At 65.0% G+C, this 13,549-nt stretch carries 10 protein-coding genes; 9 read left to right on the top strand and 1 reads right to left on the bottom strand.

What is annotated here, in order from left to right; genetic code table 11:
• Positions 1 to 128: 128 nt before the first annotated feature.
• On the bottom strand, positions 129 to 1,871 hold the full coding sequence (locus GY937_21505) for a thiamine pyrophosphate-binding protein (protein MCP5059288.1): 1,743 nt from the start codon (positions 1,869 to 1,871) through the stop codon (positions 129 to 131).
• A gap of 472 nt (positions 1,872 to 2,343) precedes the next feature.
• Here GY937_21505 and GY937_21510 point away from each other — a divergent pair, with 472 nt between their 5' ends.
• From GY937_21510 to GY937_21550, 9 genes are all read left to right on the top strand, one after another.
• Positions 2,344 to 3,126: a Fe-S cluster protein gene (locus tag GY937_21510; GenBank protein ID MCP5059289.1), complete on the top strand. Its 783-nt coding sequence runs from the start codon at positions 2,344 to 2,346 to the stop codon at positions 3,124 to 3,126.
• A gap of 111 nt (positions 3,127 to 3,237) precedes the next feature.
• A complete protein-coding gene (locus GY937_21515) occupies positions 3,238 to 8,115 on the top strand; it encodes a pyruvate ferredoxin oxidoreductase (protein ID MCP5059290.1) in 4,878 nt (1,625 codons plus the stop codon).
• Positions 8,116 to 8,128: 13 nt separating this feature from the next.
• Entirely contained in the window at positions 8,129 to 9,463 is a 1,335-nt protein-coding gene (rsxC, locus tag GY937_21520) for an electron transport complex subunit RsxC (protein ID MCP5059291.1), read from the top strand.
• The gene (locus GY937_21525) at positions 9,463 to 10,488 is read left to right on the top strand and encodes an RnfABCDGE type electron transport complex subunit D (protein MCP5059292.1); all 1,026 of its coding nucleotides are present in this window, start codon (positions 9,463 to 9,465) and stop codon (positions 10,486 to 10,488) included. Before rsxC ends, GY937_21525 begins: the two co-directional genes overlap by 1 nt.
• Entirely contained in the window at positions 10,485 to 11,174 is a 690-nt protein-coding gene (locus GY937_21530; GenBank protein ID MCP5059293.1) for an FMN-binding protein, read from the top strand. Before GY937_21525 ends, GY937_21530 begins: the two co-directional genes overlap by 4 nt.
• Complete coding sequence (locus GY937_21535; GenBank protein MCP5059294.1) at positions 11,171 to 11,761, top strand: electron transport complex subunit E; 591 nt, start codon at positions 11,171 to 11,173, stop codon at positions 11,759 to 11,761. Before GY937_21530 ends, GY937_21535 begins: the two co-directional genes overlap by 4 nt.
• Positions 11,754 to 12,335 (top strand): RnfABCDGE type electron transport complex subunit A, encoded by a 582-nt coding sequence (locus GY937_21540; protein ID MCP5059295.1) that lies wholly within the window; start codon positions 11,754 to 11,756, stop codon positions 12,333 to 12,335. Before GY937_21535 ends, GY937_21540 begins: the two co-directional genes overlap by 8 nt.
• A 4-nt stretch (positions 12,336 to 12,339) precedes the next feature.
• Positions 12,340 to 12,540, top strand: a complete 201-nt coding sequence (locus GY937_21545) for a hypothetical protein (protein ID MCP5059296.1) — start codon at positions 12,340 to 12,342, stop codon at positions 12,538 to 12,540.
• Positions 12,537 to 13,412, top strand: coding sequence for a ferredoxin-NADP reductase (locus GY937_21550; protein MCP5059297.1), 876 nt, complete (start codon positions 12,537 to 12,539; stop codon positions 13,410 to 13,412). Before GY937_21545 ends, GY937_21550 begins: the two co-directional genes overlap by 4 nt.
• The last annotated feature ends 137 nt before the right edge of the window (positions 13,413 to 13,549 follow it).

Consider the following 13,549-nt stretch of genomic DNA (forward strand, 5'->3'; position numbering starts at 1 on the left):
AAGCACACTCCGCATTCGCGCCACGGAATGGGCATCGACCACCCAAAACGAGATCCGTCAGCGTCAATCGCCGCGCGGCACGCTGAAACATTGGAAAGCCAGCTTCTCAGCCAACTTTCGTGCATAGTTCAGGCTAGATGCATGGCCTTGAAGACATCGAGGCCAGGGGCCCACAGATGCGCGATGGGGTCGACGTCCACGTGGATGACCGCGGGCCCACCGCTCGCCACGCAACGTTCGAGGGCCGGCTCGAGATCGCAGGCGCGCGAGATCCGTTCGCCGTGGGCGCCCATGCTTTCGGCCAGTTTGTCGAAGCAGATCTCCTTGAAGTCCGTGTTCAGCGTCTGATCGGAAGGCAAGCTTCGTTTTTCGTTCATCTGGTCCGGGTCGAGTGCCATGCTCTGCCCGTACTTCACCATCCCCCACGCCTTGTCGCAGAGCACCAGGAAGATGATCGGCAACTCGTTCCGCACCGCGGTCTCGATTTCCTGGGGATGGAAGCCCATCGCTCCGTCGCCGAGGATGCAGTAGACCTGTCGATCCGGATGGGCGATCTGGGCGCCCAGGGCCTGTCCAATGCCGGCACCTAGCATTCCGAACTTGAATGTGCTGAGCAGGCTTCCAGGCACACGATTCTCGTGGTAGAGGTTCGTCCAGACCGCCGTGTTGCCACCATCGATGACCAGCACCGCATCGTCTTCGAAGAACTCTCGACAAATCAGCGGCACGTGAGCGGTATGAATCGGGTCTTCATCGAGAGCGTTCGGGGCGCTGCGAAGGAAATCCCGTAGGGCATTCTTCGTCGCCGCGAACTCCTCCAGCTTCGCTTCCCTTTCGGCGAGATGCGGAGAGGGCTCGCGTCCCTTCAGCTCCGCCAACAGCGTTTCGAGGAATGCCCCTACGTCGGCGACGATTGCGACATCGACGGGCTTGTTCACCCCGAGGATGGTCTCGTCCACATCCACCTGGATCAGGGTCTGGTTCTCCGGGGAACCCCAGTAGGGAGGCTTCCCCCACCAATCGGTCTCACCGAAGCGGCTGCCGAGCGCGAGTACCACATCCGCACCGCTGCGAACCTGATCGATCAACGGTGGCAGAACGGGAATGGCATTGGGCAGGCGCTCGTCCACCGCCGGGCGACCGCCCCAACTGAACGTGATCGGCGCGCGAAGGCTGCAGGCGAGCTCCTCCATCAACTGGCCTGCGCCGGCGTGCACGACGCCACTGCCAACTTGTACGAGGGGCGCGCGGGCGTCGACGAGCATGTCTGCTGCCTCGCGCACCAATGCCGATGACGGCAAGAGTGGATCCATCCTTCGGTAGCGTTTCGGCTTCCGCAGTTCAGGCGCTGCTTCGAAGCTCCCGTTCAGAACATCCTCCGGGATGCTCACGTGGACGGCACCAGGGCGCCCCTGGAACGAGACGCGAAATGCCCGGCGCAGGGTCTCGGGCAGGCGCTCGAATGTCGCCGCGGCACCCGTCCACTTCGTCATCGGTTTCGTCACGCCGACCTGGTCGAAGTACTGGTACGTTCCGCCGCGATCCGGTCCGACGATCGGCCCGCGCCGCCAACTCGTCAGGATGAGCACCCGGTTGCCCTCACCATTTTCGACGGCGACCCCCGGCAGGATGTTGGCGGCACCCGGGCCGTTGCTCGCAAGGCATACACCCAGCCGCCCCGTACTGCGGGCATAGGCGCCTGCCATATGTGCGGCCGTGCTCTCATGCCGTGGCGTTACCAGGCGGATTCCCCGCTTCGAGAGGCTCGAGGTCAGTCCGAAATACGAGCCGTCGATGATGCCGAAGACGACCTCGACCCCTTCGGCTTCGAGCATGCGGGCAACGAGTTCGCCGCCGGTGATGGATGTCATGTCGTTCTCCTTCTCGTGGCATGGAGTTACTGCCAGATGCCTCGTGCCAGCGCCACGTGGGCGACCCGCTTGACGGTCAGCCAGCAGGCGGCGGAGCGCAACGTCACCGGCCGCAGTGGGCGCTCCAGCACCGGCTGCATTGTTCGGGTCTCCTCCAGAGCCTCCAGGATCCCTGACAGGAGCTACCGCAGCTCTGCTTGTTCGGCGGGCACAATTGGCCTTGCACGTGTTGGCCGCTGCAAGGGGCGCGCCGCGCCACTGCAACCGATCTGCGCGGCTCGCAGCCCCGCCATGGGTCGAATTGACCCAGTCGGACCCTCGCGCCTCACGATTGGGGCGATGGCAGGGCGGTACGCTGTATGCACGTGCAGGGGTCGTGGACCGGACTCTCTTGACCGGCGCCTTGGTCGCCGTCGCCGCGTTGAGCGGTCTCACCGCCCTTTTGGCCGGGCTTTTGATCCTGGCCCACCGCATGCTCCGGGTGGATGAGGACCCGCGAATCGACGCGGTCGAAGACATGTTGCCTCACGCCAACTGCGGCGCGTGCGGACAGCCCGGCTGTCGACCGTTTGCGGAGGCACTGGTCGGGGGTGCTGCACAGCCCGCGGGCTGCAGTGTGGCAAGCCCGGAGATGCGTGAACGCATCGCTGCCTTCCTGGGTGTCGGCGTCGGTGAGGCCGTGAAGCGCGTTGCCCGGCTGGCCTGCGCCGGAGGCACGCACGTTGCAGTCAAACGAGCCCACTACGCCGGTGCCGCGTCCTGTGGCGCCTCGGCGCAGGTGGCTGGAGGTGGCAAGGGATGCTTCTGGGGCTGTCTGGGTCTCGCGGACTGCGAGAGGGCCTGCGATTTCGAGGCCATCCGAATGGACGAACACGCCCTGCCGGTGGTCGACGAGGCGCTCTGCACGGCCTGCGGAGATTGTGTCGACGCCTGCCCGAAGGATCTGTTCGAGATTCATCCGGTCGACCACCGCCTTTGGGTCGCCTGCCGCTCTCTCGAGGAGGGGGATGGCCTGCTCGAGGACTGCGAGGTGGGCTGCACGGCCTGCGGACGTTGTGCGCTGGACGCGCCCGGGCTCGTCACGATGCAGAATGGCCTGGCAGTCGTGGACTACACACGGCCTCACGACGACCGGTTGGCCATCATGCGCTGCCCCACCGGCGCCATCGTCTGGCTCGACCCGGAAAGCGGCCCGCAGCGCGGAACCGCCGCCCCGATTCTTCGCAAGGGTACGCGCCGGGCCGGCCCGACCTGATCAGGCTCTCGTCGCAAGCAATGGAGTAATGCAACCGCCATGTCTCTTCTCTCCCTCGGTCGAAGCAAGCAGAAACGGTCCTCGGTTCGGTACCCGGGTGTGCGTGCGGCCATGGACGGCAACAGTGCGGTCATCGCCTGTGAGCGCGAGTCGAGCGACGCTGCCGGTGCCTATCCGATCACCCCCTCGACGCAGATGGGCGAGTTCTGGGCGGAGGCCGCGGCTTCGGGACACCTCAACATCTCGGAAAGGCCGCTGATCTTCGTCGAGCCCGAAGGCGAGCACGCGGCCGCCGCCGTGACCGCCGGCATGGCGATGACCGGGCTCCGGGCGGCCAACTTCTCTTCAGGCCAGGGCATCGCCTACATGCACGAATCGCTCTACGCGGCGGTGGGCAAGCGCCTCACCTACGTACTGAACATCGGCGCGCGCGCGATGACCAAGGCGACGCTGAACGTGCACGCAGGCCACGACGACTACCATTGCATCGATGACACGGGTTTCTTCCAGCTCTTCGCCCGAGATGCCCAGTCTGCTGCAGACCTGAACCTGATCGCACATCGCATCGCGGAGCTCTCGCTCAACCCGGGGGTGGTGGCCCAGGACGGTTTCCTCACCACTCACCTGATCGAGTCGATGCTTGCGCCCGAGCGCGAGTTGATCCTGGAATATCTCGGAAGACCCGATGATCTGATCGACACGCCGACGCCGGCTCAGCGGATTCTCTACGGAGAGAAGCGCCGGCGCATCCCGATGCTCTGGGACGTGGACAATCCCGTGATGTCGGGGCTGGTCCAGAATCAAGATTCCTACATGCAGAGCGTGGCGGCCCAGCGGCCGTTCTTCTTCGACCATCTGAAGGAGCTGACCCAACAAGCCTTCTCGGAATTTGCGGAGCTTACAGGGCGCGAGTATCGGCGGGTGCGCAGCTGGCGCAGCGACGACGCGGACTACCTGATCGTCGGTCAGGGCAGTGTCATCCCGAGCGCTGAGGTGGTGGCGGACTACCTTCGCGATACGCGAGGCATCCGGGTGGGCGTGGTCGACCTGACCATGTTCCGTCCCTTCCCCGCAGACGAGGTCGGGCGCATCCTGCAGGGCAAGTCGGGGGTCGCCGTGCTCGAGCGGCTCGATCAGCCGCTTGCCGTCGATCCGCCCCTGCTGCGCGAGATTCGTGCCAGCCTGGGTCAATGCATGGAGAACGGCCGCGAGCCGGGACGCGAGGTGCACGCCGGGCTGCCCGCCTATCGCAAGGTCGAGGACGTGCCGCCCCTCTACGCCGGAGCTTTTGGTCTGGGTAGTCGGGATCTCCAGCCGGAAGGAATCATTGCGGCGGTGGAGAACATGCTCCCAGGCGGCGCGCGCCGGTCGCGCTTCTACCTCTCGATCGATTTCCTGCGCTCCGAACCGGTGACGCCCAAGCAGGAGATCCACCAGCAGACGATCGAGGAAGCGTACCCTCACGTCGGAGAGCTGGCGATCCACGGATCCGAAAATCCGGACCTGATGCCACCGCATAGCGTGACGGTGCGCTTCCATTCGGTGGGTGGTTGGGGCGCGATCACGACCGGAAAGAATCTGGCGATGACGCTCTTCGATCTGCTTGGTTGGCATATCAAGGCGAATCCAAAGTACGGCTCCGAGAAGAAGGGGCAGCCGACGACGTACTACCTCTCGGCCGCGCCCGAGCCGATCCGCGTGAACTGCGAGTATTTCCACGTGGACGTCGTGCTCTCGCCGGACCCCAACGTGTTCCACCACACGAACGCACTCGCGGGCCTACGCGAAGCTGGCGTGTTCGTGATCCAGAGCGATCGCAAGACGCCGGAAGAGATATGGGAGCAGGTGCCTTCCGCGTTCCAGCGCATCCTGATCGACAAGCGGATCCGACTCTTCGCGCTCGATGCTTTCCGCATCGCTCGGGAGGAGGCGTCGGATCCGGACCTGCAGCTGCGCATGCAGGGTATTGCGTTCCAGGGCGCATTCTTCGCAGCGTCGTCTGTGATGGAAGAGGCCGGGCTCGACGAGGCACGCCTGCTCGAAGCCATCCACGATCAGCTCGAACACAAGTTCGGCTCGAAAGGCGCTCGGGTGGTGGCGGACAACCTGCGGGTGGTGAAGCGCGGCTTCGATGAGTTGATCGAGGTTCCCCACGCACCCATTTCGGAGAAGAAGCAGGACGAAGCCGCCGAGGCCGGTCCCCGAATGCCGGTGATGGCCCAGCTGCTGCCCCAGAGCCAGGCACCCATCACGGACGTCCACCGCTTCTGGGAGGAGACCGGCAGCTTCTACGCGCGGGGCATGGGCAACGACAGCTTGACCGACCCGTTCATCGGTCTCGGCGTGATGCCCGCGTCCTCCGCCCTGTTCCGCGACATGACCCAGATTCGTTTCGAACACCCGGAGTGGGTTCCGGAAAACTGCACGGCCTGCGGAAATTGCTGGACGGCCTGCCCGGACACGGCCATCCCCGGTCTCGTCAACGAGGTGGGCCAGGTGCTCGAGACGGTATTGAAGCGGCTGCGCAAGCAAGGGCACAGCGTTTCTCATCTGCCCCGTGCAATCCGTGACGTCGAACGGCATCTGCGGCCGCTCCTGGCCGAGGCGCAGGAGACCGACGCGGTCGACGGATTGCTGGATGAGGCGATCGCGAAGGCCCTGGAATCTGCAAGTGACAACCAGGAACAGCTGCGCAAGGAGTTCGATCTCTTCCGCGACGAGTTGGGCACCTTCAAGTTCGCGCTTTCGCGGCCGACCTTCACCCTGCCTGAGAAGGACGATCCTGGCTGTGGGGGCCTGCTCTCGATCACCGTGAATCCGACCTCGTGCAAGGGCTGCATGGAGTGCGTCGAGGTTTGCGGCGACGACGCATTGCGGATCGCCACCCAGACCGACGAGTCGGTATCCGAGCTGCGCCGCAACTGGGAGTTCTGGCTCGACCTGCCGACCACACCCGATCGTTACATCCGGGTCGGCGATCTCGAGCAGGGCATCGGGGCGCTCGAGACATTGCTGCTCGACAAGCGTAGCTACCTGGCCCTCACGAGCGGCGACGGCGCATGCCTGGGCTGCGCCGAGAAGACCGCCATCCATCTCTTCACCGCCACCGTGGAGGCGCTGATGCGCCCGCGAATCGAGCGCCATCTGAAGCGTCTCGATGAGTTGATCGAGGCGCTCGGCCAGCGCGTTCAGCTCAAACTGGTGGAGGAAATCAACGTCGGCGACGCGGCCACCCTGCAGCGCATCGTCGAGGATCTTGGCGATGGCGATGTAACGCTCGCGGGGATCGCCGAAGGCGTCGAGGGACGTGCTGGCGGACAGCCGATCGATCCGGCCTGGCTGCGGCGGACAACCGGGCTGATCGCCGAGCTGAAGGATCTGCGCTGGCGATATCAGGAGGGTACCACCGGGCGCGGGCGCTCGAAGATGGGCATGCTGAACGCGACGGGCTGCACGAGTGTCTGGGGAAGCACCTACCCATTCAACCCGTATCCGTTTCCCTGGTCGAACCACCTGTTCCAGGATTCGCCGTCGCTCGCGATGGGCGTGTTCGAGGGACACATGGCGCGCATGGCCGAGGGTTTCAAGGCCCTGCGGTTGGCGGAGCTCGAACTCGAAGGCAGCTACAAGCCCGCTGAGCACGACGACTTTTTCCGCTACTTCGACTGGCGCCAGTTCTCCAATGAGGAATGGGAACTGTGTCCACCGGTGGTTTCGGTGGGTGGCGACGGCGCCATGTACGACATCGGCTTCCAGAACCTCTCACGACTGATGGCTTCGGGAAAGCCGATCAAGGTGCTGGTGCTGGACACCCAGGTGTATTCGAACACCGGCGGTCAGGCTTGCACTTCGGGCTTCCTGGGGCAGGTGTCGGATATGGCGCAGTTCGGTCGGGTGACGAAGGGCAAGCAGGAGCCGCGAAAAGAGATCGGACTGATCGGCATGGCGCATCGCACCAGCTACGTGATGCAGAGCACCATTGCCCACCCGAGCCATATGATCGAAGGCTTCATCGAAGGCCTCTCGGCGCGGCGTCCAGCGCTCTTCAACTTGTACAGCTCCTGTCAGCCGGAGCACGGCATCGGGGACGACATGAGCGCTCACCAGGCGAAGCTGGTCGTGGAGTCCCGGGCCTACCCGCTGTTCCGCTACGACCCGGACGCGGGCAAGACGCCCGAAGAATGCTTCGACCTGGAAGGCAATCCGAGCCCCGATTCCGATTGGCCGACCTACACGCTGTGTTACGAGCAGGCGGGCCGCGAGCAGGAGATGGAACTGCCCATGACCTTCGCGGACTTCGCCGTCAGCGAGGCCCGATTCCGCAAGCACTTCCGCGCGGCGCCGCCGGACACCTGGAACGAGAGCATGCTGCCGTTGGCCGATTTTCTCGATCTCGATTCCGACGAGCGGGAGGGGCGTTTTCCCTATCTCTGGTCGGTGAACCGGGAGAGCGAACTCTCTCGTCTGCTGGTGGACGGGACCATGGTCGAATCCTGCGAGGATCGGCGCGACTTCTGGACGATGTTGCGCGCGCTCGCGGGGGTCGGAAAGCAAGAAGACTCGCCGGAGGACGTGGAGGCGCGGGTCCGCCAGGACGTGGCGGATCGTATCGCCGCTGCGCTTCTGCAACTCGCGGATGCACCCGGCGGCACGGCCGTGCAACTGACGTCGGCTGCGCTACCGGCCTTGGCTGCCGAGTCGGCAGGAACGGCAGCCAAGGCCGGTCCAGCGGCTTCCGATGCGATGGCTCCCTGGATCGACACCGAGGAGTGTACGTCCTGCGATGAATGTACCGGGCTCAATCCGGAGATCTTCGTGTATGACGAGCGGGGCAAGGCGATCATCAAGAACCCGGCAGGAGGACCCTACAAGGATCTTGTGAAGGCGGCGGAGCGCTGTACGGCCCGCGTGATCCACCCGGGGATGCCCCGGGATCGGCGCCCAAAGGACATCGAAAAATGGATCGCCCGCGGCTCCAAATTCAATTGATCGGGCAAAGGCCATGCTGAGGTGGCTCGGCCTCGGGAGCTTTCGGCACGGCGTGCATCCGCCCGACGCCAAGGATGCAACCCGCGATCTGCCGATTCGTCGGCTCCCGTTTGCGCCCCTCCTGGTCGTGCCCCTGGCGCAGCATCTCGGTCGCCCCTCCATCCCGTTGGTCCGCGAAGGACAGGAAGTGGCGCGTGGTGAGTGCATCGCCCGCCCGGATGGCTTCCTCTCGGTAGCGATGCACGCGCCAGCCTCCGGCGTCGTGAAGGAACTCGGTCTGGTTCCGAGCATCGCCGGCCGCATGGTTTCCGCGGTCTACCTGGAGCCGCTGCCTGGCTCGACTCAGGAAGTGGTGGAGGGTACGCCGTGCCCGCCGGACGCCGAGCCTGAGCAGATCGTCCGCGCCATCCAGGAAGCCGGGGTGGTTGGTCTCGGCGGGGCCGGCTTCCCGACCCATGCGAAGCTGCGGCCGCCCGAAGGCGGTTTCTTCGACACGCTGATCGTGAATGGCGTCGAGTGCGAGCCCTACCTCACGACGGATCACCGGGTGATGCTCGAGCAGCGCGAGGATGTCTTCGCCGGCCTCCGCTACTTGCTCGCCGCTACCGGCGCGCAGCGAGCGATCGTCGGGGTCGAGGAGAACAAACCCGACGCTGCAGCCCATCTTCGAGCGGGCCTGCCCGAGGATCTGCCTGCTTCCGTCGAGGTGCTGCAGGTGAAGTATCCGCAGGGCGCCGAGAAGATGCTGATCGAGGCGTTGCTAGGTCGGCAGGTACCATCCGGAGGTTTGCCGGCGGATGTTCACGCTCTCTGCGTGAATGTCGCCACCACGGCCGAAATCGGTCGGCTGCTGCCACACGGTCGCGGCATCCAGGAGCGGGTGGTCACGGTCACGGGCCCGGCGGTACGCCACAAGGGAAACTACCGGGTGCCGATCGGGACTCCTCTGCGCTTCCTGCTAGAAGCCGTCGGCGTCGAAGATGACCTCTCGCGCGTGTTCCTCGGTGGTCCGATGATGGGAAGCGCTGCCTCGAGTCTCGACATTCCGATCACCAAGGGGACCTCCGGGGTGGTTGCTTTTGGCGAGCGCGAGAGTGCGGCGACCCACGTCGCGCCGCACCCCTGCATCCGCTGTGGCTACTGCGTGAACGCCTGCCCGATGTTCCTCGATCCTTCCCAGCTCGGCCTATTGGCGGCGATCGAGCGCTATCAGGAGATGGCGGAGCGGCATCACCTGATGGACTGCTTCGAGTGCGGCGCCTGCGCGTTCGTCTGCCCGTCTCACATCCCGCTGGTGCAGCGGTTCCGCGTGGCGAAGACCGCGTTGCGCAAGGCCAAGGCGCCCTGATGGCAGACGTGACGAAGATCCTCGAGATCCGAACCTCGCCCCACGTGTTGAGCGGCCACCGGGTCGAGACGATCATGTTCAGTGTGGTGCTGGCTCTGCTGCCGACCGCGGCCTGGGCGGTCTGGTGCTTCGGGCTGTCGGCACTGCTCGTGCTGGGTACGGCCGTCCTTTCCTGTCTGCTGACCGAACGGCTGGCGTGCGCGCTCTCGGGTCGCGCGTCGAGCCTGGGCGACGGCTCCGTGGCCATCACCGGCCTGCTGTACGGGCTGACGCTTCCGCCCGGGCTGCCACTCTGGATGGTGGCGGTGGGAGGTGTCATCGGTGTCGGCATGGGCAAGGCCCTGTTCGGCGGTCTCGGCGCCAACCCTTTCAATCCGGCCCTGGTAGCGCGTGCATTCCTCCAGGCGGCGTTCCCCGTGGCCATGACCAGCTGGCTCCCCCCCTTCAACGGCGAGCGATTCGCGTCCTTGCCAGGTTCGACGCTCGCTGCGCCCTTCAGCCGCCCGGTGCTCGATGGCTGGAGTGGTGCGACTCCGCTGGCCGGCTTCAAGTTCAGTGGTGAACTGACTGGGCTCGGTGACCTGGCAACCGGAGCAGTCGCCGGCTCGCTGGGCGAGACGAGCGGTGTGCTGATCCTGCTCGGAGGGGCCTGGCTGGTCGCGCGCAACATGATGAGCTGGTGGATTCCCGCGGGTCTCTTTGCCGTGGTCGCGTCTGCGAGTGCCGTGTTGCATGCGGTCGCACCGGAGGCCTACGCGCCCCCCGGCTTCATGCTCTTCTCGGGTGGGCTGATGCTAGGCGCAGTGTTCATGGCGACGGACATGGTCGCTTCACCGATGACAGGCGCGGGCTGTCTGCTCTACGGAGGGTTGATCGGGGCACTGGTGGTGGTGATCCGCGTCTGGGGCGGCATGCCCGAGGGCGTGATGTACGCGATCCTGCTCGCCAACGCGGTCTCGCCTCACATCGATCGATGGATCCGGCCGCGCGTCTTCGGGCAAGCGGCCACGGAGGGCGGCGGATGAGTGTGCCTGCTCTCCCGCCGGTCGCCACAGAAGGTGGCTGGCCGATGGCCCGGGCGATGGTCGGGGTGGGGCTCGTGTGCGGCCTGTTGATCGTCTTCGTGTACGAAGGCACACGCCCGAGGATCGAGCGCGCCCGCGCCGAGGCACTTCGGCAGGCGGTCTTCGAGGTACTTCCCCTTGCGAGTTCGAGCCGAAGCTTCGAGCGCGACCAGGACGGCCACTACCTTCCCGTCCGGGACGGCGCATCCAGCACGGAGCGGGTTCACGCTGGTTTCGATGCCGAAGGTCGGTTGGTCGGGCTGGCGCTGGAGGCGGCGGGCATGGGTTATCAGGATGTGATCCGTCTGCTCTATGGCTATGCGGTCGAGAACGAGACGATCATCGGCGTGCACGTGCTCGAGAGCCGGGAGACCCCCGGTCTCGGTGACCGCGTCGAGAGCGATCCCGGCTTCCAGGCGAACTTCGCCCGCCTCGACGTCTCGCTCTCAGCCGACGGGCGGACGATCCTCAATGCGATCGAGGTGGTGAAGCACGGCGAAAAGCAACATCCCTGGCAGATCGACGGCCTCACGGGCGCGACCATCACGTCGAAAGCGATCGGGAGTATCCTCCGGGAGAGCACACTGGCGCGCCTGCCAGCGATCCGAACCCGCCTCGTGGATTTCGCAGAGGAGGCGACCCCGTGAACGCCGAGGATTTCTGGAAGGGGCTTTGGCGAGAGAACCCGATCTTCGTGCAGGTGCTCGGGATGTGCCCGGCGCTGGCCGTCTCGAACACGGCGCGCAACGCGTTGGCGATGGGCCTCGCAACGCTCTTCGTGCTGGTTGCTTCCAACGCGGTCGTGGCGCTACTGCGAAACTTCGTGCCCAAGCAGGTCCGGATCGCGACCTACATCCTCGTGATCGCCACTTTTGTGACCGTCGTCGACTACACCATCCAGGCGATCAGCCTGGAGCTTCATCGCGCCCTTGGCGCGTTCATTTCCTTGATCGTGGTGAATTGTCTGATCCTGGGGCGCGCAGAGGCCTTCGCTTCTCGCAACGGCGTGGGGCGTTCGATCCTCGACGGTGCTGGGATGGGACTCGGTTTCACGCTGGCTCTCCTCTCGCTCGGAGCCGTCCGCGAGATCCTCGGCAGCGGCTCGCTCTTCGGCGTGGCCCTCTTCCACGCGGATTTCCAGCCCTGGGTGATCATGTTGCTTCCCAGTGGCGGTTTCTTCACGTTGGCCGCCTGGCTGATGCTATTCGGCCGCTGGAGGGCTCCCGATGCCTGAGCAGGGCCTGGGCTCCATCTTCCTGAACGCCTGCCTGATCAACAACTTCGTGCTTGCCTACTTCCTGGGCTTGTGTCCGTTCCTGGGCGTGTCCAACCGGCTGGAGACCGCGACCCGGATGGGCGCGGCGGTCAGCTTCGTGATGCTCGTCGCCTCGGTGTGCGCATTCGGAATCGAGCGTGTTCTGGTCGCCATCGACGCGCCGTACCTTCGGCTCATCTCATTCATCGTCGTGATCGCCTCCACCGTACAGCTGGTCGAGATGTTCATCCGCAAGACGAGCCCGACGCTATTCCGCAGCCTCGGCATCTTCCTGCCACTGATCACGACGAATTGCGCGATCCTGGGCCTCGCCCTCTTCCAGACGAACAAGGGCTACAGCTTCACCCAATCCATCGCCTACGCACTTGGTGCCGGTGCGGGCTTCACGTTGGCTCTCGTGCTGATGGCCGGATTGCGGGAGAAGCTCGAGCTGGCCCCGGTGCCCGACCCGGTGCGGGGAACCGCCCTGGCCCTGGTACTGGCCGGCATCCTCTCGATGGCGTTCATGGGCTTCGCTGGATTGGGGGTCTGATCGCATGTGGACGACACACGTGACGGCGCTGCTCGGATTTGTCCTGCTGTTGCTGGCGTGGCTCGTGGTGCAGAACGCCTGGCACAGGGTCTTCCCCGAAGCGGATCCGGATCCCCTGGCGGGGCGCTTCGGCTGCCGTGGCGCAGCCTGTCCAAAGCAAGATGAAAGCGGCGGGGCTTGTCCCCACGCAGAGGAGAGAGCATGAGTGAAACCGTCAAGCACCTCCAGGACTACGACACCGAGCCGCGGTTCGAAACCACACTGGTCGGGAGCCGGCGCATTACAGCGGAGGGCGCCGCCGATGAGGTCCGTGAGCTCACCCTCGAGGTGGATCGCACGGATTTCCCGTTCCAGATTGGTCAGAGCATCGGCGTGCTCGCTCCAGCCTCGCCGGCATTCGGCCAGGAGCATCACTTTCGGCTCTACAGCGTTGCGGGTCTGCCCGAGAGCGACTCGTCCGAAACGCCGCGCATCGAAATCGCCGTACGGCGATGCTCCTACGTCGATGAATACAGCGGTGAAAAGTATCCCGGTATTGCGTCGAATTTCCTGTGTGACCTGGCGCCCGGCGACAGCTTCCTCACGACGGGCCCCTACGGGCTTCCCTTCGAGCTACCCGACGAGCGCGACGCAAACCTGATCCTGATCGGTAGTGGGACAGGCATCGCACCCTTCCGGGCGTTCGTGAAGCGGCTGTATCGGACGGTGCCGGAGTTCGAGGGTCAGGTGTGGCTCTTCCACGGAGCACGAAGTGGTCTCGAGATGCTCTACATGAACGACGAGCGAGACGACTTCGCGCTCTATTACGACAAAGAGACCTTCGAGGCGTTTCGGGCGCTCAGCCCGCGGCCGGGTTGGGGCGATCCGGTTGCATGGGCCGCCGCGATCAAGGAGCGTGGCGCCGATCTGTGGAAGATGCTCGGCGAGGCGAAGACCTATGTCTTCGTCGCAGGACTCGAGCCGATGCTGGCCGAACTCGATGCGGCGTTCGCTGACCTGGCCGGCTCCGACGAGAAATGGCAGCGCCGCAAGGCGGAACTCCGAGCCGGACATCGCTGGGTGGAACTGGTCTACTAGCCTGAACTATGCACGAAAGTTGGCTGAGAAGCTGGCTTTCCAATGTTTCAGCGTGCCGCGCGGCGATTGACGCTGACGGATCTCGTTTTGGGTGGTCGATGCCCATTCCGTGGCGCGAATGCGGAGTGTGCTTCGGC

The sequence above is a fragment of the bacterium genome (assembly GCA_024228115.1).
In the GTDB taxonomy this organism is placed as follows: domain Bacteria; phylum Myxococcota_A; class UBA9160; order UBA9160; family UBA6930.

What these genes read in the sequence shown, in the direction of transcription:
- GY937_21515 (MCP5059290.1), top strand. Translation starts at nt 3,238, where the DNA reads ATGGACGGCAACAGTGCGGTCATCGCCTGTGAGCGCGAGTCGAGCGAC.
- GY937_21525 (MCP5059292.1), top strand. Translation starts at nt 9,463, where the DNA reads ATGGCAGACGTGACGAAGATCCTCGAGATCCGAACCTCGCCCCACGTG.
- GY937_21530 (MCP5059293.1), top strand. Translation starts at nt 10,485, where the DNA reads ATGAGTGTGCCTGCTCTCCCGCCGGTCGCCACAGAAGGTGGCTGGCCG.
- GY937_21550 (MCP5059297.1), top strand. Translation starts at nt 12,537, where the DNA reads ATGAGTGAAACCGTCAAGCACCTCCAGGACTACGACACCGAGCCGCGG.
- GY937_21510 (MCP5059289.1), top strand. Translation starts at nt 2,344, where the DNA reads ATGCTCCGGGTGGATGAGGACCCGCGAATCGACGCGGTCGAAGACATG.
- GY937_21540 (MCP5059295.1), top strand. Translation starts at nt 11,754, where the DNA reads ATGCCTGAGCAGGGCCTGGGCTCCATCTTCCTGAACGCCTGCCTGATC.
- GY937_21545 (MCP5059296.1), top strand. Translation starts at nt 12,340, where the DNA reads ATGTGGACGACACACGTGACGGCGCTGCTCGGATTTGTCCTGCTGTTG.
- GY937_21505 (MCP5059288.1), bottom strand. Translation starts at nt 1,871, where the DNA reads ATGACATCCATCACCGGCGGCGAACTCGTTGCCCGCATGCTCGAAGCC.
- rsxC (MCP5059291.1), top strand. Translation starts at nt 8,129, where the DNA reads ATGCTGAGGTGGCTCGGCCTCGGGAGCTTTCGGCACGGCGTGCATCCG.